We start from the raw sequence: 22,903 nt of genomic DNA, 5'->3' as shown, positions 1-22,903 counted from the left end.
AGGCCGCCATCATCGCGCAGCCCGGCGCGCCGCGTGACCGGCACGATGCCCGCGCAGGCCGTAGTACAGGATGTACAGGTAGCACGGCAGGGTCAGTGCCAGGAACACCAGTTGGAAGTCGTAGTGCTGCTTGAGCACCGCGAACAGCTGCGGCACGATCGCGCCGCCGGCGATGCCCATGATCAGCAGCGCCGAACCGGTTTCAGTCAGCCGGCCCAGGCCCTTGATCGCCAGCGGAAAGATCGCCGGCCACATCATCGCGTTGGCAAAGCCCAGTGCCGCCACGAAGCCCACCGCGACGTAGCCGTGGCTCAGAAACGCACCGGCCGAGAACACGATGCCCAGCACCGCCGAGATGCCCAGGTAGCGCTCCTGGCTGACGAACCGCGGGATCGCGACCAGACCGGCGACGTAGCCCAGCAGCATCGCGCCGAGCGTGAACGAGGTGAAGAACTTGGTGCGGTCCAGCGGCAGGTCGAACCCGTTGCCGTAGGTGCCGATCGCATCCCCCGCCAGCACCTCCACGCCGACGTACAGGAACAGGCACAGCACACCCAGCCACAGGTGCGGCAGCTGAAACAGCCCGCGCACGCGCGCGCCTTCGCCCGGTTCGGCCGCGGCGTTGGCCTCGGCCGGGCGCAGTTCGGGCAGCGGCGAGAACAGCACGCCCAGCGCGACCAGCATCAGCACGCCGGCCATGACCAGATACGGCAGGTGGATCTTGGCGGCGAACTCGCCCAGCAACTGCGCGCGTCCGGCGGCATCGGCGGCCGCGGCCTGCGCGCTGAGGTCGCCCATGCCGTGCAGCACCACCGTGCCCAGCACCACCGGCGCCAGGATGCCGGCGACCTTGTTGCAGATGCCCATCAGTGCGATGCGCCGCGCCGCGCTCTCGATCGGCCCCAGGATGCTCACGTACGGGTTGACCGCGGTCTGCAGCAGCGCCAGACCGCTGCCCATCACGAACAGCCCCGACAGCGCACCGGCGTACCAGCGCTGGGTCGAGAACTCGCCAAACAGCATCGCACCGGCCGCCATCACGAACAGGCTCAGCGCCAGCCCTTTCTTCATGCCGGTCCGGCGCAGCACCCAGGCTGCGGGCAGCGCGAGGAAGAAGTACGACAGGTAGAACACCATCAGCACCAGGAACGCGTTCACCTCGTCGAGTTCGAACGCCAATTGCACGAACGCGATCAGCGGGCCGTTGACCCAGGTGAAGAAGCCGATGATGAAGAACAGCAGGCCCATGATCGCGATCGAAGTCGCGTGGGTCGGGCGGACGTGCGGTGTCGCGATCGCAGACATCAGGAGCGCTCCGGCGGGCGGGACTGCGGGACCGGCGCGGCGCTGCCGCAGACCGGACATCGAGTACCAACGTTGTCATCAATCCAGGCCGGGCGCTACCCGGCGCTCGCATCATGCCTCAACTTCTGCGCGAAACGCGTGCTGCATTGCGACATGCGCTCGTCATCCGCAAGCGACCCGTGCCATCGGAACTGGCTGATTCGACGCGCTTATCGCGTTCATCCGCGCGGCGCACGCCGATTGTTGCAAAAGTGTGAAGGATCCAGCCCGTCGATCGACGCCATTGCCGCGAGGCGTTGACATCGTTGTCATGACATGCCGACACTCCGTCGCATCTGGCAGCGGCTGTCATCGTATGGCGCCCTTCCCACCCGGAGCTTTCGTGGCTGCATCTTCTTTCCTGCCGTCGACCGCGCCCCGCCCTGCCGTGCGCGACGCCTTCATCGCCGCCGACGTCGGCGGCACCCACGTCCGTATTGGCCTGGTCGAGGCCACCGGCGATACGGCGCGCCCGGTGCGCGTGCTCGAGTACCGCAAGTACGCCTGCGCGGCGTATCCCGGCCTGGCGGAGATCGTCGAGGAGTTCCTTGCCGCCCTGCCCGGGCGCCGGGTCGATGCCGGCGCGATCGCCAGCGCCGGCTACGCGCTGGGCGACGGCACCGTGATCACCGCCAATCTGCCGTGGCCGATCTCGCTCGAGCGCATCCGCGCGCGACTGGGCTTCCGGGACTTCCGCCTGGTCAACGATTTCGAAGCGGTCGCCCATGCCGCCGCCCAGGTCGACGCCAGCGAAGTGCTGCGCCTGACCGGCCCCGACGCCGCCGCGCCGGGGCCGATGTTGATCGTCGGGCCGGGCACCGGCCTGGGCGCTGCAGTACGCATCCCGACCGCGCACGGCCCGGTCGTGCTGGCCACCGAGGCCGGGCAGGCGGCATTGACCACCGGCCATGCCGGCGAGCAGGCGCTGCTGCGCGAGCTGCAGCGCGGGCGCAGCCACGTCCCGATCGAGCATGCGCTGTCGGGCCCGGGCCTGCTGAATCTCTACCGCGCAGTGTGCGCGCTGCAGAGCGTGCCCCCGGTCCACACGGCGCCGGGGGCGGTCACCGCGGCGGCGATCGCAGGCGACGACGCGCCAGCGCGCGCGGCACTGGACGCATTCTGCGGCCTGCTCGGCAGCACGATCGGCGACATGGCGCTGCTCTACGGCGCGCACGGCGGCATCTATCTGGCGGGCGGGATCCTGCCGCAGATCCGCGACTACCTGATGGGCAGCGACTTCGTCGCCCGGTTCCTCGACAAGGCACCGATGCGCGAGGCGCTCGAACGCATTCCCGTGAATCTGGTCGAGCACGGGCAGCTGGGCGTCATCGGCGCCGCCAGCTGGTACCTCGACCGGCTCGACTGACGCGTCGCCGGCGGCGCGACGGTCGGGGAAGGACCCGCGTTACGGCGCGCCCTGCGGGGCGCGCGCGCCGCGGCCAGGCAGTGGGGTACGCCGGCAAGGCACGCACGCGACGGCACGACGGCCGCCGCGGCGCCACTCACATCAGCGATGGGGACCACCATGAACACCCGTAAATCAGTGCTTTCGGCCGCGATCACGATGGGCCTGTGCGTCGCCGCGCAGGCCCAGGCGCAACAGGCGGCCCCCACGTCGGACGCGGCCACCGACCTGGACCGGGTCGTGGTGACCGGTATCCGCGGCAGCTTGGAGAAGTCGCTCGACACCAAGCGCGAGGCGCAGTCGCACGTCGAGGCGGTCTCGGCCGAGGACATCGGCAAGCTGCCGGCCAAGAACGTCGCCGACGCGCTGCAGCGCCTGCCCGGCGTCAACATCAGTTCCTCGAGCGCCAGCGAAGGCGGCTTCGACGAAGCCGACCGGGTGAGCCTGCGCGGCACCAATCCCAGCCTGACCCAGACCCTGGTCAACGGCCACACCATCGGCACCGGCGACTGGTTCGTCCTCAGCCAGACCGCGAACGTGGGACGCAGTGTCAGCTACTCGCTGCTGCCGGCCGAGATCGTGGACCAGGTCGTGGTCTACAAGACCGCGCAGGCCAAGCTGGTCGAGGGTGGCACCGCAGGCTCGGTGAACATCGTCACCCGCAGCCCGTTGCAGTTCCCGCAGCCATTCACCGCGGAATTGTCGGTGGGCGCGGTCCATGCCGACCTGCCGGGCGAGACCGATCCGCAGATCAGCGCCCTGTTCAACTGGAAGAACGATGCCGGCAACGTCGGCGTGATGGTCCAGGGCTTCCACCAGAAGCGTCACCTGCGCCGCGACGGCCAGGAAGTGGTCGGCGGCTACGGCGTCATCGGCGCCGATTCGGCGGTCGCGGCGACCAACCCGGACCTGGCCGGCGTGCTCTATCCCAACCTGCTCGGCGCGGTGCTGTTCGAGCAGGAGCGCGAGCGCAAGGGCGGCGTGGTCGACATCGAGGTCAAGGCGTCCGACACCCTCACCCTCGGCCTCAATGCCTTCTACTCCAAACTCGAAGCCGACAACTTCAACCGCAACTTCATGATGTGGGGCAGCCAGTTCGTCAACGGCCAGGCGCCCGCACCGGGTTATGTGGTCCGCAACGGCGTGCTGACCCAGGCCACCTATGCGCCGGTGACCAGCGACACGATCACGCCCTACGGCGTCTACGACATGATCTCGCGCCCGGGCGCGGGCTCCGAATCGAAGTACATCGCCCTCGACGCCGACTGGCAGGCCACCGATGCGCTGGGCATCAAGGTCCAGGCCGGCACCACCCGGGGCCGCGGCCAGAGCCCGACCCAGGACGTGATCGAGACCGGCGTGGCCGGCAACGCCGGCGCCAGCTGGCAGATGCACGGTCTGGGCCACCCGATCGACTGGTCGCTGGGCGGCGACAACACCACCGGCACGCACCTGCCGCAGTTCGGCTGGATCTTCGGCGGCCAGGCGATCGACGTGCGCGACGACGAGGACTGGTTCTCCGCCGACGGCGAACTCTATGTCGGTCGCGTGCTGTCGTCGCTGGACTTCGGTGTGCGCCACGCCGAGCACGAGCGTCGCAACGACCGGCAGATCGGTCAGGGCCCGAACTGGGCCAGCGACTGGCAGAACTTCGGCGCCTACCCGACGGCAGGCGGCCACTTCCCCAGCGACTTCGGCAACGGCATCGGCGGCAGCGTGCCCGGCGGCATCTGGTACTACACGCCCGAGCAACTGGCCGAACTCAACAGCCGCTTCGCCAACCGCGATCCGGTGGGCCGCTTCGACTTCTCGGGCGTCTACGGCGTCAAGGAGCGGGTACGCGCCGCCTACGTGCAGGCCAACTTCGAAGGCGATCGCTGGAGCGGCAACATCGGCCTGCGCTACGTCAAGACCGACACCGATGTGAGCTACAACCAGTCGGTGTCCTCGCCCGACGATGTCCCCGGCGCGATCACCGGCTCGGACTTCGGTGCCTACCTGCCGGTGCGCGACGAGAACAACTACAGCAAGCTGCTGCCGAGCCTGAACCTCAAGCTCGACATCACCGACGATCTGGTCGCGCGCTTCGCGGCTTCGCGCACGATGACCCGTCCGGACTTCTCGGCGCTGTCGGGCACGCTGGCGCTCGACGACCTGACCCATACCGGCAGCGGCGGCAATCCGTACCTGGCACCGATCGTCTCGACCAACCTCGACCTGTCACTGGAGTGGTACTTCGCGCCGCGCGCGTTGCTCGCCGCCAGCCTGTTCCGGATGGACCTGGACGACTACGTCAACTTCGGCACCACCACGATCCAGTACAAGGACCAGGCCGCCAGCGTCGAGGCCGGCCGGGACGTGTACGCCGACTACTTGGTCTCGATGCCGATCAACAGCAACGGCAAGGTCAAGGGCGTGGAGCTGACGTACGAGCAGCCGATCGGCGAACACTTCGGCGTCGCGGCCAACTACACCTACGCCGACGGCTACGCCGAGGGCGGACGCCCGCTCAACGGCACCTCCGAGAACACCTACAACCTGTCGGGCTACTTCGAGAACGAGCGGTTCAACGCGCGCGTGAGCTACACCTTCCGCGATGCGTTCTACGCCGGCGTCAGCCGCACCGACGCGTTCTACCAGGACGACTTCGGCACGCTGTCGGCCTCGCTCGGCTTCAAGGCCAGCGACTGGCTCACCGTCACGCTCGAGGGTCTCAACCTCAACAACCCCGACCACAAGTACTACACGCAGACCACCGCCGGTTACCTGCCGTACGCGTTCTACTCCAACGGCCGGCAGTACTACCTCAACTTCCGCTTCAAGTTCTAAGCGCGCAGGTGCGCCGCGTCCGGGTTCTCCGGACACGGCGCGCCCGCATCGCCTGCGGGCCTCCGGCCCGCACCGGCGGCGCCGCATTCGTGCGGCGCCGCGCATTTCTGATGGAATATCGCGTATGCCTGTTCGCTTGATCCCGCGCCTGCCTGCCGTCGCGCTCGGCCTGGCCGCCGCCGCGCTGCTGACCGCCTGCGCCCCGCGTCCGCAACGGCCGCACGAGGTGGTTGCCGCCCCGGCCTTGATTCCCGCCCCTGCCCGGCTCGTGACCGGCGACGGCGGCTTCGATCTCGACGCGGCCACACCGCTGCACGCCGACGGCGAGGCCGCGCAGCAGGCGGCGCGCCGATTCGCCGCGCTGGCCGCGAGGTCCAACGGTCTGCGCCTGGCCGCACCCGCGGCCGGCGGCCCGGCGCCCGGTGCGATCGCATTCGTGCTCGATCCGGCGGTCTCGCCCGAGGCACCCGAAGGCTATGCGCTGGCGATCGGGTCGGACGGGATCGTCGTGCGCGCATCCGATGCGCGTGGCCTGTTCCACGGCGCGACGACGTTGTGGCAGTTGATCGCGCAGGCCCAGGGCGAGGCGATGACGCTGCCGGCGTTGCGGATCGACGATGCCCCGCGCTTCGGCTGGCGTGGGCTCATGCTCGATTCGGCGCGGCATTTCCAGAGCGTCGACGAGATCAAGCGCGTGCTCGATGCGATGGCGGTGCACAAGCTCAACGTCTTCCATTGGCACCTGACCGACGACCAGGGCTGGCGCATCGAGATCAAGCGTTATCCGCGTCTGGCCGAAGTCGGCGGTTGCCGCATTCCGGCCGGCGACGGCGGCATCGATCCTGCGACCGGCGCGCCGGTGCCCTACTGCGGCTATTACACCCAGGACCAGATCCGCGAGATCGTCGCCTATGCCGCGGCGCTGCACATCGAAGTCGTGCCGGAGATCAACGGACCTGGACACGCACAGGCCGCGGTCTCGGCCTATCCCGAGCTCGGTGTGCTCGACACGCCGGTGCCGGTGCTCGCCGAATGGGGTGTCAACCGCACGCTGTTCAATGTCGAGGAATCGACCTTCACGTTTCTGGAAAACGTACTGGCCGAGGTGGTTGACCTGTTCCCGGGCCGCTACGTGCACGTCGGCGGCGACGAGGCGGTCAAGGATCAATGGGAGGCCTCGCCGCGGGTGCAGCAGCGCATGCGCGAACTCGGCCTGCGCGACGAGGCGCAGTTGCAGAGTCATTTCATCGGCCGCATGGAACGCTACCTGTCCACGCACGGCCGGCGCCTGATCGGCTGGGACGAGATCCTCGAGGGCGGCCTGCCGCCGGAGGCGACGGTGATGTCGTGGCGCGGGATCGAGGGCGGCATCGCCGCTGCCGCGCTCGGTCACGACGTGGTCATGAGCCCGTCGTCGGACCTGTATCTGGATTACCTGCAGACCGACGCGCCGGACGAGCCCCCGGGCCGGCCGTCGATGGTCACCCTCGAGCAGGTCTACCGGTTCGAGCCGGTGCCCGCCGCGCTGCCGGCGGCGCAGCGCCATCACATCCTCGGCGTGCAGGCGAACATGTGGACCGAGCACACGCGCAGCTTCGCGCGCCTGCAGCACAACCTGTTTCCACGCATGGCGGCGCTGGCCGAGACCGCCTGGTCGCCCGCCGAGGCACGCGACTACGCCGGTTTCCTGGCACGCCTTCCGATGCAGTTGCAGCGTTACCGGGCGCTGGACATCGCCTACGCGCAGACGCCGTTCCAGGCGTTGGCGACGATCGAGGGCGACCGCCGCGATGGGACTGCGCGGGTGACGCTGCGCAATCCGCTGGGCTACCCGATCCGCTACACCCTCGATGGCCGCGCGCCGGATGCCGGCTCGCCGCGCTACACCGCGCCGCTCGATGTGCGCCTGCCGGTGCAGCTGCGCGCGGCCGCGTTCGCCGCCGACGGCACGCCACTGGCGCCGGCCACGACCCATGCGGTCGATGCGACCTCGCTGCTGACCCGCCACAACGCCGAGCTGGCGGTCTGCCCCGATGTCGGGCGCCTGCTGCTGCGGCTCGAGGACGACGGTCCGCTGACCGGCGAGCGCGCGATCTTCAACGTGACGATCTTCCACCCTTGCTGGCTGTGGCCGGCGGCGGACCTGGGCGACATCGACCGGTTGACGGTTCGCGCCGGGCGCATGCCCTACGCGTTCCAGCTGGCCCACGACGAGCCGCAGCGCACCTTCCTGCCGGCGCGCACCGCGCACGGCGAGCTGCAGGTCCAGGGCGAAGGCTGCGCCGGCCCGGTGCTGGCGACGGTGCCGTTGCCGGCCGCGCCCGACGCCGACGGTTTCGTCAGTCTCGACGTGCCGCTCGACACCGGCGCGCTGGCGTCGCGGCGTACGACCGATCTGTGTCTTCGCTTCACCGGCGACACCCGGCCGACGATGTGGGTGGTGGACGCGGTCACGCTGCAGCCGCGTTGACGGCCCGCGGCGGGCGCCAGGACTACCGGCGTTCGCCGTCGATGCGCAGCAGCAGGTCGCGCAGTGGCGTGAGCCGGGTCGCCAGGCCCGCGATCACGCCCAGCGTGTTGGCCAGTGCGTCGGCCGGGTCCTGCATGCGGGTCTGGGTCAGCGCACCTTGCGCGAACTCCAGCCCGATTCCCAGCAGCACCAGGCCCAGGCCGGCACCGAGCAGCGAGGGCCAGCGCGCGTAGAGCTGGACCGCGGCCGCCGCCAGCGCCGCGTAGGCGAGGAAATGGCCGAGCTTGTCGCCATCGGGCACGTCGGGCATCGGCACCGACGGCGCCAGCGACAGCACCACGACAGCTGCGATCGCCGCGATCCACAGCCCGCACCACAGCCTGGGCCGGCGCAGCGGCTTGAGCGCGCTGCGTCGCACGCGCGGCCCCGCGGCGCGGCTCACAGCCGGTGGCTCAGATCGCCGACGAGGAACGCGTGTTCGAAGTCGACATCGCGAGCGAAGCCGATCGCCTGAAACGCCTCGCCCATGCCGCCGGGCAACGTCAGCTTCTTGACCTGCTGGCGCAGGGCGTAGCGGGCGGCTTCGTCGGCGGCCTGGGCTTCGTGCGCGGCCAGGCGCGCATCCAGGCGGTTGCCCAGCAGCAACGAGGCCTGGGTGCAGTAACCGGCGAATTCGAAGCCGGCCCCGGTGCCCGCCTCGGCCAGCGCGGTGAAGTCGACCGAGGCGGTGAGGTCCTGCAGGCCCGGCAGCGCGAACACGTCCGGCGACACTCGGTGGCGGTGGAAGGCGCGCAGAGTGCCGTCGCTGCGATCGTCGCGGTAGTACTCGCTGCGCGGGTAGCCGTAGTCGACGAACAGCATCGCGCCGCGCCGTAGCCCCCCGGCCACCGCCTGGACCCAGTAGGGCAGTTGCGGCAGCAGTTCGGAGCGGTAGCCTTCGGGCAGCGGCGCGCCGCGCTGGCGCTCGATGTGTCGCACCGCCGGCGCCAGCAGCGCATCGGCCGGGCGCAGCGTGGTCGCGAAGCCGCCATCGTCGGCAACGACGATGTACTCCTCGTACACCTCGCCGCCCTGCACTGCGAACCGCGGCGTCGGCAGCGCATCGACGACCTCGTTGGCGAACAGCACGCCGTTCCAGTCGTCGGGCATCGGGCCGTCGAGCCAGTGCACGCGCGCGAACAGCGCGGCCGGCAGCCGCGCGGCCAGATGCGCGCGCTGGCGCTCGCGCAGGTCCGCGCTGGGCTCGAGGATCGCGTAGCGCGCAGGCACGGCATCGAGCGCGGCCAGATGCGCCAGCGCATCGGCAGCGAAGGCGCCGCTGCCGCCGCCGACCTCCAGCACCTGGGCCTCGACGCCGATCTCGCGCAACACCGGCGCGATCGCCTCGGCGATGCATTCGGCGAACAGGCTGCCGAGTTCGGGCGCGGTGACGAAGTCGCCGGCCGCACCGAACTTCGTCGCGCCAGCGCTGTAGTAGCCCAGGCCGGGCGCATACAGCGCCAGCTCCATGAACTTCCAGAACGGGATCGCGCCGCCGGCCTCGGCGATCAGCGCGCGAATCGCCGCACGCAGGCGTTCGCTGTGGGCAAGGGCATCTTCGGAGATAGGGGGAGCGGACATGGACGGGGCTTGGCGGTCACAATGCACAGCATACCGAGCCTGCCCGAACGCGACCGTCAGGAGCCCGCATGGACACCCCGCGCCCCGTCGCGCTGATCACCGGCGCTGCGCGCCGCCTCGGCGCTGCGATCGCCCGTCATCTGCACGCCCACGGCCACGACGTCGCGCTGCACTGCAACGCCTCGCGCGACGACGCCGATGCGCTGGCCGCCGAGTTCGAGGCGTTGCGCCCGGGCAGCGCTGCCGTGCTGTCGGCCGACCTGGCCGAGGCCGACGCTGCGGCCGCCCTCGTCGCGGCGACGGTGGCCCGCTTCGGCCGGCTCGATGCCCTGGTCAACAACGCCGCGGCGTTCGTGCCGGCATCGCTGGCGGACAGCGACGCGGCCCTGTTCGACGCGCTGATGGCGGTCAACGCCCGCGCGCCGTTCCTGCTCGCACGCGCCGCCGCGCCGCACTTGCGCAGCGCCAGCGGCGCGATCGTCAACATCGCCGACCTCTATGCCGAACGCCCACGCGCCGACCTGGTCGCCTATGCGGCATCGAAGGCGGCGCTGCTCGGACTGACCCGCAGCCTCGCGGTCGCGCTGGCGCCGCAGGTGCGGGTCAACGCAGTCGCGCCGGGCGCGATCCTGTGGCCGGAGGACGGCGGCGATCCCGAGCTGCGCGCACGCATTCTCGAGGCGACCCCGTTGCGCCGGCAGGGCCGGGTCGAGGATATCGCCGAGGCGGTCGGCTGGCTGCTGCGCGGGGCCGGCTTCAGCACCGGTGAGGTCCTCCACGTCGACGGCGGCCGCATGCTGTGACCCGCGACGGCTTGCGCACGCTGCTGTCGGTGCTGCTGGGTGCAGCGGCCTGGCTGCTGGCGGGCCTGGTCATGGCGGCCCCGCTGGTCCCGCTCGATGGCCGCTGGCAAGCCGCGGACGCACAGCAGGCGCAGGCGTTCGATCCGCAGCGCGGCCTGACGCTGCCGCGTGCAGACGACGGCCACACGGTGCAGCTGTGGCCGCGCAACGGCCAATGGCCGGCCGGCCCCTGGGTCCTGGAGGTCCGGCAGGCGGCGCTGCAGCATGTGACTCTGGAGTGGCCGCCCGGCCAGCCGCAGACGCGCGCGCAGACGATCCAGGTGCCGGGGCAATGGCCAGGGCACGGCCGCCTGGGGTTCCACGTCGTGTCGCCGCCACCAGACGGCGCCCCGCTGACGCTGCGGGTCCAGGCCCACGGCAGCATGCCCGGCACGCTGCTGTGGACGGTGGTGTCGGAAAGCGACTATCTGCAACGCGATGCGCGCTGGCTGGCGATCGCGAGCGCGTGCCTGGCGACGATGCTGGCCATGGCGGTGATGGCGGCGTTCTTCGCCTGGCGTCTGCGCGACGCGACCTTCGCGTTCTACGCCCTCTATGTGGTGGCGTTCGCGCTGGTGATGGCGCTGCAGACCGGCTACACGGTGCATCCGCTCGGCCAGCAGTGGCTGGGCGAAGCCACCCGCTTCTGGGGGCGGCTGGCGACCGCGACCGCGATCGTCAGCGCGATCCTGTTCCTCGACCGCTTCGCCGACCTGCCGCGCCTGTTGCCGCGCGGCCGACGCTGGCTGCGCGGCTACGCTGCGGTGGTGGCGTTGTGTGCGGTGCCGGCGCTGGTGCCGCTGCCGGCGCTCGAGGCATTGGGCCGGACGCTGATCAACCCGCTGCTGGCGCTCGGCGCGCCGCTGCTGCTGGGCGCTGCCGCGCTCGCCGCGCATCGCGGGTCGCGGCTGGCAGGCGTGTTCCTGATCGGCTGGACACCGCTGCTGCTGGTCACCGCGCTGTCGAGCCTCGGGCTCGACGGGCGGATCGGGATCGCCTGGGACGACGGTCTGGCGGCGCTGGCGACCGGCGCGTTCGAGGCGCTGGTGCTGGCGCTGGGCCTGGCCGAACGCAGCGCAGGCCTGCGCGGCGAGCGCGACCTCGCCCTGCGGCAAGCGCACACCGACGCACTCACCGGCCTGCTCAACCGGCGCAGTTGGGATGCGCGCCTGCCAGTGCTGTTGGCTGCCGCGCCGGCCCATCTGTCGGTGATGTTTCTCGACCTCGATCACTTCAAGCGCATCAACGATGCGCTGGGGCATTCGACCGGCGACCGCTGTCTGCGCGAAGTCGCGCGCGTGCTGCGGCTCGAACTCGATCCGGCCTGGCCGGTCGCGCGCTACGGCGGCGAGGAGTTCGTCGTCGCCCTGCCCGGCACCGATGCTGCGACCGCGCTGCAGATAGCCGAGCGGATCCGCACGCGCTTTCGGACCGCGCTGGCCGATTTCGACGCGTTGCGCCCGACGGTCAGCATCGGCGTGGCCGCCCACCAGGCCGGCGAAGATGCCGACACCCTGCTGCGACGGGCCGACCACGCGCTGTACCAGGCCAAGCAGGCCGGCCGCGATCGCGTGCAGTTGGCACGTTGAGCCGGGCGCGTGGGGCTACGGTGCCGGGCCCACATCCTGCTCGACCAGATCGGCCAGCGGGTGCGCCGCCACGCAGGCGCGCACAGCGGCCTGCAGTGCCGGCAGGCCGGCGAACAGGGACGGTTCGGCGAACGCACGGCGCACTGCGGCCGGAAGCCCGTCGAGGTCGCGCAGCCACAGCGCCGCGCGGGCCTGTTGCAGCCGCGCGGCATGATCGAACTGGTCGTAATCCTGTGGGCAGACGATGGCCGGACGCGCCTCGGCCAGGCAGCGGTAGAGGATGCCGGCGCCGCCGTGGTGCACGACAAGATCGTAGCGCCCGACCCAGCGCGCATAGTCGACATGGGCGAGCCGCTGGTAGTTGCCGCTGCGCTCGTGGTGGTCGGCCGCGACGTCGCCGTCGGTGAAATGGATCTCCAGCTCGGGCATCGCCGCAGCCAACGCGCGCAACCGCACGTCGACCCCGTCCTTGGCCCAGCGCAGGTGCGTGCCCAGCGTGACCAGCACATGTCGGCGTCCCGCGACGAACACCGGCGCCGCACGCGGCGGCAGCCACGGCGTGTCGTCGCCACCGGCCGGCAACCGCGGCCCGACGAAGCGCAGCGCCGCCGGCCAGGTGCGCGGGAACTCCAGCGCCGCGATGCCCAGCGCGAGGATCCGCTCGGGCGAGTAGACCGCTTCGGTGCCATCGCCCCGGTACAGTTGCGGCAGACCGAGCGCGCGCATGCGCGTGCGGTGCATTCGATGCACGCCGCGTTTGAAGCCGCGAACCGCCCAGCGCGCCAGTGTCTGCCACAGCCGGGCACCAGCATGCGTCGCCGGCAGCAGTCCGCCCATGTAGGCCGGCGGCCCGTCGGGCGTCTCGACCACGCATGGCGACGGTAGGCTGGTCCACCAACGGATGCCCAGCGATTGCGCGACGGTGCCGGCAACCGGCACGGTGAAATCGGCGATCACCAGATCCGGCGGCGCCTGCGCATACGCAGCACGCAAGGCCTGCGCGAAGTGCGTCATGACCCCGAGCGCGTCGCGCAGTTGTCGATGCATGCGCAGCGGGTGGTTGCGTACCGCATGGCGCGGGTCGGAGATCGCATCGAGGACGCGCTCGGCGTCGGCATCGAGCAGCGGTACGCCGGCAAGCCCGGCACGCGCGACCAGCGCCATCGCCGACGGCGTCGACAGCACCCGCACCGCGTGCCGCGGCGCGAGCTCGCGGGCGATCGCCAGGATCGGATGCAGATGTCCGCTGTAGGGCGGCGCGATCAGGTCGATGCGCATGGCGTCGCCGCGACGAAGTCCGCGCACAGGGCTCGCACCTCGGGCCGCTGCAGATAGTCCAGATGGCCGCCGCCGACCGGCAGCGCGGGCCCGCGCCAGCCCAGGCGCGAGATCCAGTCGCCGCGGCCGCGCACGCACAGCAGGCGGGCCACGTCCGGCGCCCGCCGCGCCACCGGCCCGTAGGCGAATACGTGCAGCCGTTGTGCCAGTCCCACCGGCAACCGCAGGTTGGCCAGCAGTTCGAGCCCGCAACTGCCGGCCAGCACCACCACCGCGCCGCCACCGTCCAACGCCGCGGCCACCGCCGCGCCGTGGCGCCGGGCGAACGCGGGACGGCGGGCGACGAGGTAATCGCCGGCATTGCGCAGCGCTGCCAGCGGCAACGGCACTGCGACGTGGCCGGCGCGCGACGCGGTGTAGGGGAAGTTGCACGGGAGCAGGTCGCGACCCGGCCCGCGCAGCGTGTCGAGGAACGCCGCCTGCTGCGGGCTGAGCGCGCAGCGCGCCGGGTCGCTGCGGCCGGTCAGAAACGCGATGCGGACTCCCCCGCTGTCGGCGTCAGGCGGCATGGAACCGGCCATCGGCATGCACGCGGTAGCGGCGGCTGCGCCAGCGCACCGTGCGCACGCAGACCGCATGCAACACATGCAGCGGCTGCAACAGCTCGGCCAGCAGCGACAGCACCGGCCGCGGTGCGGACGCGACGCCGAGCCCGCGTTGCAGCGCCCATGGCACCCAGGCCCGAAGCGCCAGCACACCGGCGACCGCCACGGCACCGGCCAACCCGGGGCGCCATGCCAGCGCCACGAGCATCGCCCACAACAGCAGCGGCGGCAGGCCATGCAGCAGCACGATCGCCGCCCGCGTGCGTGGCGGCTGGCGATGCAGCAGCAAGGTGGCAAACAACATCCAGCGATGCATCTGCCGCACGTAGTGCGCCGGGCCGTCGAGGCTGGTGCGCACCGCGACCGGCGCGATCGTCTGCGCAATGCGGCCGCCCTGTGCGCGGACGTGATCGGCCATCGCCAGGTCGTCGGCCAGCGCGCCGCGCAGCGGCAAAAATCCGCCGATCGCGCGCAGGCGCTCGGTGCGCAGCGCGTAGCACATGCCGTTGATCGACACTGGCGGCGCCCAGGCCAGCGGCGCGAGATAGGTCAGCGCGGCGTTGTCGTTGACGAAGCACGCGAGCAGGCGGCCGGGCCAGCGCTCGCCGTCGTCGCGATAACCGGGCAGCGCCGTCGCCAGGTCGGCCGCATCGAGGGCAGCGACCAGGCGTGCAAGCGCATCGGCCGACAGCGTGGCGTCGTCGTCGAGCACCAGGCAGACCGGGGCCTGGACCTGCGGCAACGCGCTCTCGAGCTTGTAGATCTTGGGATTGCAGCCGTCGGGCGCAGGCGGCAACACGCACACGTCGATCGCAGCGCCAGGGTACGCGGCGCGCACGGCAGCGACCGCCGCGAGTGCCTGCGCGTCGTCGGCATCGAGCAGCCAGTGGAAGCGCGCCAGCGGCAGCGCGTGCACGGTGGCGCCGAGCACGTCGCGCAGCCGGGGGTCGCCGCCGAGGATCGGCTGCAGCACGGCGACGTCCTGCATCCGCCGCGCCGATGGCGGCACCGGACGTGCGTGCTGGCGCCGCAGTTCGCGCCACGCGCAGGCGCCGCGCAGCGCCAGCAGTGCGGCGTAGGCGCACGCGCAGACGAGCGCGACGCTCACCGCGCCCACTGCGCACGCTGCCAGGCGACGAAGGCCTCGATGCCGTCGGCCAACGACACGCTCGGCGGTCCCAGGTCGGCGAGCATGCGCGCCGGATCGAAGGTCTTGGAATAGGCGAACACGCCGACGCCGAAGCGCGTGATCGGCGGCTCGCCGCGCAGCCGCAGGCCACGCCACAGCCATTCGGCCACGGTGGCCGCACGCAGCGCCGCGCCGATGCGCACGCGCCGCGTCGGCGGCGGCAGGTCCAGTTGCGCCAGCACGTCGAGCAGCAGCGCCTGCAGGTCCACCGGCTCGGCATTGGTCAGGTTGTAGCTCTCGGCCGGGCGCGGCATCGTCGCGATCCGCAGCAGGTAGTCCGACAACGTGTCGATCTGCACCAGATCGCCGATCACCGGCCGGTCCTGGCCGACGAACCGGGGCAACGCACCGCGTCGCGCCGCTTCGAGGATGCGCGGAAACAGCACCGTGTCGCCGACGCCGAACACTGCGCGCGGCCGCACCACGACATGCTCGCCGGGATAGGCGCGCACCAGTTGCTCGCCGGCGTACTTGGTCTGCGCGTAGCGGTTCACGAAGTCCGGCCCGATCGGACTGTCCTCGCGCAGGCCCAATTGATGGGCCTCGCGGTAGAACACCGAACTCGACGACAGGTAGACCAGCCGCGGCAGGCCGTGGCGCTTGCAGAACTCGATGACATGCGCGGTCGCGTCGATGTTCTGCGCCCGATACTGCGCAGGCGTGCCCCAGGGCGAGGACCGCGCGGCGGCATGGATCACCACGTCCGGTCGGAACGGCAGGTCGAACGGCCGGCTCAGGTCGCATTGCACGTAGCCCGGCAGGTCGGTCGCACGGCGCCCGGTGCCCCACAGCGTCAGGTCGGCGCGCGCGGCGTGGCGGCGCAGGAACGCGCCGCCGACGAAGCCCGACGCGCCGGTCACCAGGATGCGCATGCGGCCGCCTCCGGTCGGGGCGCGGACGTCTGCGCGCGATAGCGGTCCAGGCTCGCCTGGCAATGCGAGGGCACGATGGCCACGTCCGGGGCCTCGTGGGCCAGCGTGTGCAGCCGCGTGAGCGTACGCGTATAGGCCGGCCAGTCGTGGGTCACCAGCCGCGCCGGCCATGCCGGCAACCGACGCTCGCGGAACGCCAGGTGCGACCAGCAGGCATCGGCGCACAGCAGCACTGCGCGGTCGTGCGCGTCGCGCAGGCACAGGCCCAACTGCCGCGGCGCATGGCCCGGCAGCGCAACCGCGAACAGGCTGCCATCGCCGAACAGGTCGTGGCCCTCGCCCAGCGCCCGCCACGGCGCGGGCAGCGGCCGCGCGACCGCCTCGTCGGCATGGCGCAGGCGCGCGTCGAAATCCGGCGGCAACAATGCCGGCAGCCAGCCGTTGCGCAGCCCGCGCAACCGTGGCATCGCGCGCAGGGTGTCGAGGTCCTCGCGCATGCACACGAAGCGGGCATTGGGCAGGTCGCGCAGGCCGGCGATGTGGTCGGCATGGAAATGCGAGATCAGGCACCAGCGGATATCGGCCGGTCGCAGCCCGTACGCGGCGAGTTGCGCCTCCAGGCGTTGCTCGGCCGGCAGCACGACCGGTGTGGCCCAGCGATACAGGCGCTCGGGCAGCCGTGCGGTCGCGTCCAGGAACCGCGGCGCGTAGCCGGTGTCGTAGAGGATCGCGCCCTGCCGCGGATGCACGATCAGCGCGACCATCGACGGAAACGCCACGCTGGCCCAGCGCCCGCCGGCCAGCGTCACCCGCTCGCAATGCCGGCAATGCCCGACGTCGAACAGGGTCAGGTCGAGGCGCACGTCAGTACCGCAGCACCGCGCCGCCCAGCGACAGCCCGGCGCCGGTGCCCAGCAGCAGGCAGGTCTGGCCACGCTGCAGGCGGCCGCCCACGATCGCGTGGTGCAACGCGTGCGGTAACGAGGCCGCGACCTGGTTGCCGTGCTCGGCGAGGATCCGCACCACGCGCGCTTCGGGCAGCCGCAACGCGCGCACGATCCGGTCCAGGCCCCCGCCGGAGGCCTGGTGCGGAACCACGCAGTCGATCGCATCCAGGCCGATGCCGGCCGCTGCCAGCAGGCGTTCGAGCAGGCGCGGCAGACGACGGCCCGCCAGCCGGAACGTCGCCGGGCCGTCCATCTCGAAGCGGTAGACGTCCGGATCGATGTCGCAATGCGCCCGATCACCGGGCGCGATCCGCGTGCCGCCACCGCGGATCCGGCACGCGTCGGCGCTGTCGGCATAGGTCTCCATGCGCCAGGCCAGTAACGCCGAGTCATCGCCCGGTGCTGCGGCGCCCAGCACCAGCGCGGCGGCGCCGTCGCCGAACAGCGGCGCGGTCAGCGGAACGTCGGCGCGCAGCCCGCGCGAGGGCAGCTCGCTGGCCACGACCAGCACGCGACGATAGCGGCCAGTGGCGATGCCCGCCGCGACCAGGTCCAGCGCGACCACAAAGCCCAGGCAGGTCGCGTTGACATCGAAGGCCGGGATGCCCGAATCGCCGAGACCGAGCGCGCGCTGGACCAGCGCGGCCTGGCACGGGATCGGCTGCTCCATGACCGCGCAGGTGGAGACGATCGCGTCGAGCGTCTCGCCGCCGATCCCGGCCGCCGAGAGTGCCGCCTGCGCGGCGCGCGCCGCCATCCACGATGCAGTCTCGCCATCGGCGGCAACGCCGCGCCAGGCCACGCCGGTTGCCGCCTCGCTGGCGCCGGACGCCAGGCCGAGCCGCGCATCGAAATCGCTCGACGGCACCCGCCGCGCAGGGCGATGGCAACCGCTGCCCAGGATCCGCAGTGCAGGGCCTGCGGTCTGCATCAGGCGGGACACCCGGCCAGCGCGTCGATGCGCGCAAACGCCGTGTCGCGGTCGGGATGGACGGCCCACAGCTGCGCGAGGGTGCGGCCGTCGACCGGATGGCGCAGGTCCGGCGCGATCTCGGCCAGCGGCTTGAGCACGAACGCATGCCGCAGCTCATCGCGCGGAATGCGCAGGTTCCCCGCGCCGGTCAGCACGCGGTCGTCGTAGAGCACGATGTCGATGTCCAGCGTCCGGTCGCTGTAGCGCGGTCCGCTGCGGTCGCGCCCGTGCGCGTCCTCGAGCGCGTGCAGCCAGGCGTTAAGCGCGTCGGGCGGCAGGTCGGTCTCGATGGTCGCGGCGGTATTGAGGAAATCGGCGCCGTCGTAGCCCACCGCCGGGAAGCGGTAGGTCTGCGACACGACGAGCACGGGGAAGCGCGCGCGCAGCGCGTCCACCGCGGCGCGCAGGTGACGCTCGGGATCGAGGTTGCTGCCGAGGCTCAGGCAGGCGATGGCCATGGTGGCGCTCCTGTGGGGAGCGCCATGATCGCGCATCGTCCGCCCGAGGTCAGCGGGGGCGCGCGTCCTCCAGCGCCGGCGCCGCCCGGGCCGGTCCCGCGTCGGCGGTCGGCCCGCCTTGCAGGCGCACGTCCATCGGCGCGTCGCTGCGGGCCTGGAACACCCGCAGGTCGAACTCGGGCAGGATCGCCAGCAGGTGGTCGAAGATGTCGGCCTGGATGCCCTCGTAGACCGTCCACCCGGTGTCGGCGGTGAAACAGTAGATCTCCAGCGGCAGCCCGGTCTCGGTGGGCTGGAGTTGGCGCACCAGCAGGGTCAGCTCCTGGTTGATGCCGGCATGGTGGCGCAGGTAGTGCTCGACGTAGGCGCGGAAGGTGCCCAGGTTGGTGACCCGGCGGTGGTTCACCGGCTCGGCGCCGCGCGCGGCCAGCGCGGTGTTCCAGTCCGACAGCTCCTGGTCCTTGCGGTCGAGATAGGCATCGAGCAGCACGAAGCGGCGGAAGCGCGCGATCTCGTCGGCAGCCAGGAACCGCACACTGCCCTGATCGAGATACAGCGCACGCTTGATCCGGCGGCCGCCGCCCTCCGACATCGGCCGCCAGTTCTTGAACGCGTCGCTGACCAGCTTCTTGGTCGGCACCGTGGTCACGGTGCGGTCGAAGTTGCGCACGGTGATCGTATGCAGGGCGATGTCGATCACGTCGCCGTCGGCGTTCTGGCTCGGCATCTCGATCCAGTCGCCGATGCGCACCCGGCCGTCGTTGCTGATCTGCACGCTGGCCACCAACGAGAGAATGGTGTCCTGGAAGATCAGCATCAGCACCGCGGTCATCGCGCCCAGGCCGGTGACGATGTGCAGGAACTGCGCGCCGATCAGCGTGGCGATCACCGAAATGCCGACCAGCACGAACATCACGATCTTGGCAACCTGCAGGTAGCCCTTGATCGGCTTGTTGTGCGCGTCGGGACGTCGCTCGTAGTTGTGGTTGACCACGTCGAGCGCGCGCGAGATCGCCAACGCGATCGTCACGACCACGAAGATCTGGCACAGCCGCTCCACGATCAGCACCAGTTGCGGCGGCAGGTCGGGCACGGCGTTGATGCCGGCCGAGATCACCAGCGCCGGCACAATGTTGGCCAGCCGCGGAATCACCCGCAGGCGCACCTGTCGGTCGTGCTGCGCGCCGCCCAGCGGCGTGCGCTGCAACACCCGGCCGAGGCCGCGCAGCAGGATGCGCTTGGTGATGAAATTCGCCAGCCACGCCAGCAGGCACAGAGCGGCCAGTACGGTTGCGGTGTACGCCCAGGGATAGGGCGCCAGCAGGGTGCTGAGTCGTTCGAGATGGGGCTGCATCGTGCGGGAATCTCCTGTTGCGGCCGCGTATCCGCGGCGGCGCCAGGACCCGCGGATCAGTCCTGGCGACTGCGTTCGATGATCACGCCGACCGCGCGTGCACCACGCACCGCACCCGGCTTGCTGAGCTTCAATCGTACCCAACCAACGTTGAACTCATCGATCACAAGCGCCGCGCAGCGCTCGGCCAGGGTCTCGACCAGCCCGAATTCCGACGCGCCGACATAGTCGATCAGCCGCTTGCTGACGGCCTTGTAATCGAGTGTGCGGGCGATGTCGTCGCTCGCCGCCGGCACGCGATTGTCGAACGCCATCTCGACATCGAACACCAGCGGCTGGCGGATACGCCGCTCCCAGTCGTAGATGCCGATCAGCGCCTCGATCTCGAGGCCTTCGATGAAGACTTTGTCCATGGGAGAGGCCGGATGGGTGATTCGTGGATGGGAGAGGGGTGAAGCGCAACCGCGGGCGACAGCTTAGCGATTGTCTCGTCGCAGGGTCGGGACGAGCATGGCCGCCGATCCCGTCGCATCACCCCACACGCATCACGGATTCACCAACGGCGGCAGTTGCGCCATGTCCCACCTCGGCACCACGCGCACCGCCGCATCGCCGTGCTGGCCGGCCTGCAGGCGCAGCGCACCAGCGAAGGCGATCATCGCGCCGTTGTCGGTGCACAGCGCCGGGCGCGGGAAGCACACGCGGCCGCCGCGGCGCGTGGCGTCGGCCTGCAGCTTCTGGCGCAGGCGCAGGTTCGCGCCGACGCCGCCGGCGACCACGAGCGTGGTGCATCCGGTCGCATCGAGCGCGCGCGCGCACTTGATCGCCAAGGTGTCGACGACCGCATCCTCGAAGCCGCGCGCGATGTCGGCGCGGGTCGACGCGCTGCGGTCGCTGTTCTGCCAGGCCAGCAGCACCTGGGTCTTCAGACCGCTGAAGCTGAAGTCCAGGCCGGGCCGGTCGGTCATCGGCCGCGAGAAGCGGAACGCGCCCGGCGTCCCGGTCTGCGCCAGCGCGGCCAACTGCGGGCCGCCGGGATAAGGCAGGCCCATGAGCTTGGCGGTCTTGTCGAAGGCCTCGCCGGCGGCGTCGTCCAGGGTCTCGCCGAGCAGCCGGTAGGCACCGATCGCATCGACCGCGACCAACTGCGTGTGCCCCCCCGAGACCAGCAGCGCGACGAACGGCGGCGCCGGGGCGTCGTCCTCCATCAGCGGCGCCAGCAGATGACCTTCCATGTGATGCACGCCGATCGCCGGCACGTCGAGCGCCCAGGCCAGCGCGCGGGCGACGCCCGCACCGACCAGCAGCGCGCCCACCAGGCCGGGACCGGCGGTATAGGCGACACCATCGAGCGCCTCGACCTCGAGCCCGGCCTCGGCCAAGGTCTGGCGGATCAGCGGCAACAGCTTGCGCACGTGGTCGCGGCTGGCCAGCTCCGGCACGACGCCACCGTACTGCGCATGCAACGCGATCTGGCTGTAGACCGCATGCGCACGCAGCCCCGCGGCCCCGCCCAAGGCGGCGTCGTAAACGGCGACGCCGGTTTCGTCGCAGGAGGTTTCGATGCCGAGGACGTTCATGGTGCGCAGGACTGCCGGGAAGCGGACGGGGACACGGGCGCATCGCAGCGCCCGCTCCGGGCGGCTTGCGTCAGCCGCCGGGTCCTGGCTATGATACGCGGCTCGCCGGGAGCAGACCCTCGGCAGACCCGAATTCGTCAGATTCGATCCGGCCCTCGACGGTCGGGTGCCCAGATCCCCGGAGATTCCATGCCTAGCGTCAAAGTCCGCGAAAACGAGCCCTTCGAGTTTGCGCTGCGCCGTTTCAAGCGCACCTGCGAGAAGGCCGGCGTGCTCGCCGAAACCCGTAAGCGCGAGTTTTACGAGAAGCCGACCCAGGAGCGCAAGCGCAAGGCCGCTGCCGCCGTGAAGCGTCAGGCCCGTCGCGTGTCGCGCGACGTCACCAAGCGCCAGCGCCTGTACTGATCGACCCGCGTCGGGCACCGCCTGGCGCGATCGTGTCCTGACGCAAGAGCCGGCCGCGCGCATGCGCTGCCGGCTTTTTGTCGTCCCTTGTTCCCAGCCCCGTGCCTCGCACGAAGGGCATTGGTCTGCCTCAGGACCGCTTGCCCGTCCGCCACCGGAAACCGCCATGACCCTCAAACAGCAACTCACCGAAGACATGAAGGCCGCGATGAAGGGCGGCGACAAGCACAGCCTGGGCGTGATCCGCCTGGTCAACGCCGCGATCAAGCAGCGCGAGGTCGACGAACGCATCGAACTCGACGACGCCGCGGTGCTCGCCGTGCTGGAGAAGATGGTCAAGCAGCGCAAGGATTCGGTGACCCAGTACGCGGGGGCCGGGCGCGAGGACCTGGCCCAGATCGAGCGCGACGAGATCGTGGTCATCGAGCGCTACCTGCCCGAGAAGCTGGGCGAGGCCGAGATCGTGGCCGCGATCGAGGCGGCGAAGGCCCAGACCGGTGCCAGCAGCCCGGCCGACATCGGCAAGCTGATGGGCGTGCTCAAGCCGCAACTGGCCGGCAAGGCCGACATGGGCGAGGTCTCGCGCCTGGTCAAGCAGTCGCTGGGCTGAGGCCCGGCTGGCGGGCGCCGCCAACGGCCCCGCCCCCACCCGACGCGCCACGCGCGCCGGCCTCCCCCACACGTGGGGGAGGCAATCCGTCGTGACTTTCGCGCTCGCGACGATACGCATCTGCGCCCTCCCCCGCCTGCGGCGGAGGGCTGGGGTGGGGCGCGCCGCCAACGGCCCCGCCCCCACCCGACGCGCCACGCGCGCCGGCCTCCCCCACACGCGGGGGAGGCGATCCGTCGTGACTTTCGCGCTCGCGGCGATGCGCATCTGCGCCCTACCCCGCTTGCGTCGGAGGACTGGGGCGGCGCGAGCCGCCAACGGCCACGCCCTCACGCGACGCGCCACGCGCGCGCGCCGGCCTTCCCCACACGCGGGGGAGGCGATCCGTCGTGACTTTCGCGCTCGCGGCGATACGCATCTGCGCCCTCCCCCGCCTGCGGCGGAGGGCTGGAGCGAGCCGCCAACGGCGCCGGCCTCCCCCACACGTGAGGGAGGCGATCCGTCGTGACTTTCGCGCTCGCGGCGATGCGCAT

20 protein-coding genes are annotated in these 22,903 nt (G+C 71.3%); 7 read left to right on the top strand and 13 right to left on the bottom strand.

The window, feature by feature from the left end:
- Positions 1-9: 9 nt before the first annotated feature.
- A complete protein-coding gene (locus ABE488_RS12675; protein ID WP_346445432.1) occupies positions 10-1,305 on the bottom strand; it encodes a sugar MFS transporter in 1,296 nt (431 codons plus the stop codon).
- Positions 1,306-1,687: 382 nt separating this feature from the next.
- Between ABE488_RS12675 and ABE488_RS12670 the strand changes: the two genes are divergently transcribed.
- The 3 genes from ABE488_RS12670 to ABE488_RS12660 all read left to right on the top strand — a co-directional run bounded on the left by ABE488_RS12670 (position 1,688) and on the right by ABE488_RS12660 (position 8,048).
- Positions 1,688-2,710, top strand: a complete 1,023-nt coding sequence (locus tag ABE488_RS12670; protein WP_346448689.1) for a glucokinase family protein — start codon at positions 1,688-1,690, stop codon at positions 2,708-2,710.
- A gap of 159 nt (positions 2,711-2,869) precedes the next feature.
- On the top strand, positions 2,870-5,578 hold the full coding sequence (locus tag ABE488_RS12665; RefSeq protein WP_346448687.1) for a TonB-dependent receptor: 2,709 nt from the start codon (positions 2,870-2,872) through the stop codon (positions 5,576-5,578).
- Between the two features lie 124 nt (positions 5,579-5,702).
- Positions 5,703-8,048 carry a family 20 glycosylhydrolase gene (locus ABE488_RS12660; RefSeq protein WP_346448685.1) on the top strand — a complete coding sequence of 782 codons (2,346 nt, stop codon included), beginning with the start codon at positions 5,703-5,705 and terminating at the stop codon, positions 8,046-8,048.
- A gap of 22 nt (positions 8,049-8,070) precedes the next feature.
- Here the strand turns inward: ABE488_RS12660 and ABE488_RS12655 are convergent, their stop codons facing one another.
- Positions 8,071-8,490: a VanZ family protein gene (locus ABE488_RS12655; protein WP_346448684.1), complete on the bottom strand. Its 420-nt coding sequence runs from the start codon at positions 8,488-8,490 to the stop codon at positions 8,071-8,073.
- Entirely contained in the window at positions 8,487-9,668 is a 1,182-nt protein-coding gene (locus ABE488_RS12650; RefSeq protein WP_346448683.1) for an SAM-dependent methyltransferase, read from the bottom strand. Before ABE488_RS12650 ends, ABE488_RS12655 begins: the two co-directional genes overlap by 4 nt.
- A gap of 68 nt (positions 9,669-9,736) precedes the next feature.
- On the opposite strand from ABE488_RS12650, the gene ABE488_RS12645 reads away from it, so the two are divergent.
- On the top strand, positions 9,737-10,471 hold the full coding sequence (locus ABE488_RS12645) for a pteridine reductase (protein WP_346445426.1): 735 nt from the start codon (positions 9,737-9,739) through the stop codon (positions 10,469-10,471).
- On the top strand, positions 10,468-12,099 hold the full coding sequence (locus tag ABE488_RS12640) for a diguanylate cyclase (protein ID WP_346448681.1): 1,632 nt from the start codon (positions 10,468-10,470) through the stop codon (positions 12,097-12,099). The genes ABE488_RS12645 and ABE488_RS12640 overlap by 4 nt, the downstream gene beginning before the upstream one ends.
- Positions 12,100-12,114: 15 nt before the next feature.
- On the opposite strand, the gene ABE488_RS12635 is transcribed toward ABE488_RS12640, so the two are convergent.
- The 10 genes from ABE488_RS12635 to tsaD all read right to left on the bottom strand — a co-directional run bounded on the left by ABE488_RS12635 (position 12,115) and on the right by tsaD (position 21,355).
- Positions 12,115-13,377 carry a glycosyltransferase gene (locus tag ABE488_RS12635; protein ID WP_346448680.1) on the bottom strand — a complete coding sequence of 421 codons (1,263 nt, stop codon included), beginning with the start codon at positions 13,375-13,377 and terminating at the stop codon, positions 12,115-12,117.
- Complete coding sequence (locus ABE488_RS12630; protein WP_346445423.1) at positions 13,362-13,946, bottom strand: hypothetical protein; 585 nt, start codon at positions 13,944-13,946, stop codon at positions 13,362-13,364. Before ABE488_RS12630 ends, ABE488_RS12635 begins: the two co-directional genes overlap by 16 nt.
- Positions 13,936-15,090, bottom strand: coding sequence for a glycosyltransferase (locus tag ABE488_RS12625; protein ID WP_346448678.1), 1,155 nt, complete (start codon positions 15,088-15,090; stop codon positions 13,936-13,938). Before ABE488_RS12625 ends, ABE488_RS12630 begins: the two co-directional genes overlap by 11 nt.
- The gene (locus ABE488_RS12620) at positions 15,087-16,043 is read right to left on the bottom strand and encodes an NAD(P)-dependent oxidoreductase (RefSeq protein ID WP_346445421.1); all 957 of its coding nucleotides are present in this window, start codon (positions 16,041-16,043) and stop codon (positions 15,087-15,089) included. Before ABE488_RS12620 ends, ABE488_RS12625 begins: the two co-directional genes overlap by 4 nt.
- Positions 16,028-16,906: an MBL fold metallo-hydrolase gene (locus tag ABE488_RS12615; protein WP_346448676.1), complete on the bottom strand. Its 879-nt coding sequence runs from the start codon at positions 16,904-16,906 to the stop codon at positions 16,028-16,030. The genes ABE488_RS12620 and ABE488_RS12615 overlap by 16 nt, the downstream gene beginning before the upstream one ends.
- 1 nt (position 16,907) lies before the next feature.
- Positions 16,908-17,921: a 3-oxoacyl-[acyl-carrier-protein] synthase III C-terminal domain-containing protein gene (locus ABE488_RS12610; protein ID WP_346448674.1), complete on the bottom strand. Its 1,014-nt coding sequence runs from the start codon at positions 17,919-17,921 to the stop codon at positions 16,908-16,910.
- Positions 17,921-18,421: a 2-amino-4-hydroxy-6-hydroxymethyldihydropteridine diphosphokinase gene (gene folK / locus ABE488_RS12605; protein WP_346448673.1), complete on the bottom strand. Its 501-nt coding sequence runs from the start codon at positions 18,419-18,421 to the stop codon at positions 17,921-17,923. Before folK ends, ABE488_RS12610 begins: the two co-directional genes overlap by 1 nt.
- A gap of 49 nt (positions 18,422-18,470) precedes the next feature.
- Positions 18,471-19,775 carry a mechanosensitive ion channel family protein gene (locus ABE488_RS12600; protein ID WP_346445417.1) on the bottom strand — a complete coding sequence of 435 codons (1,305 nt, stop codon included), beginning with the start codon at positions 19,773-19,775 and terminating at the stop codon, positions 18,471-18,473.
- 56 nt (positions 19,776-19,831) lie between these two features.
- Positions 19,832-20,188 (bottom strand): dihydroneopterin aldolase, encoded by a 357-nt coding sequence (gene folB, locus ABE488_RS12595; protein ID WP_183427257.1) that lies wholly within the window; start codon positions 20,186-20,188, stop codon positions 19,832-19,834.
- A gap of 132 nt (positions 20,189-20,320) precedes the next feature.
- On the bottom strand, positions 20,321-21,355 hold the full coding sequence (tsaD, locus tag ABE488_RS12590) for a tRNA (adenosine(37)-N6)-threonylcarbamoyltransferase complex transferase subunit TsaD (RefSeq protein ID WP_346448671.1): 1,035 nt from the start codon (positions 21,353-21,355) through the stop codon (positions 20,321-20,323).
- Between the two features lie 189 nt (positions 21,356-21,544).
- Between tsaD and rpsU the strand changes: the two genes are divergently transcribed.
- The gene (gene rpsU, locus ABE488_RS12585; protein ID WP_047138278.1) at positions 21,545-21,760 is read left to right on the top strand and encodes a 30S ribosomal protein S21; all 216 of its coding nucleotides are present in this window, start codon (positions 21,545-21,547) and stop codon (positions 21,758-21,760) included.
- Between the two features lie 166 nt (positions 21,761-21,926).
- Positions 21,927-22,370 carry a GatB/YqeY domain-containing protein gene (locus tag ABE488_RS12580; RefSeq protein WP_346445414.1) on the top strand — a complete coding sequence of 148 codons (444 nt, stop codon included), beginning with the start codon at positions 21,927-21,929 and terminating at the stop codon, positions 22,368-22,370.
- The last annotated feature ends 533 nt before the right edge of the window (positions 22,371-22,903 follow it).

The sequence above is a fragment of the Luteimonas sp. TWI662 genome, from assembly GCF_039673825.1.
In the GTDB taxonomy this organism is placed as follows: Bacteria; Pseudomonadota; Gammaproteobacteria; order Xanthomonadales; family Xanthomonadaceae; genus Luteimonas.
Note: the sequence above shows the minus strand (reverse complement) of the source record. Positions and strands in the feature narration are given on the sequence as shown.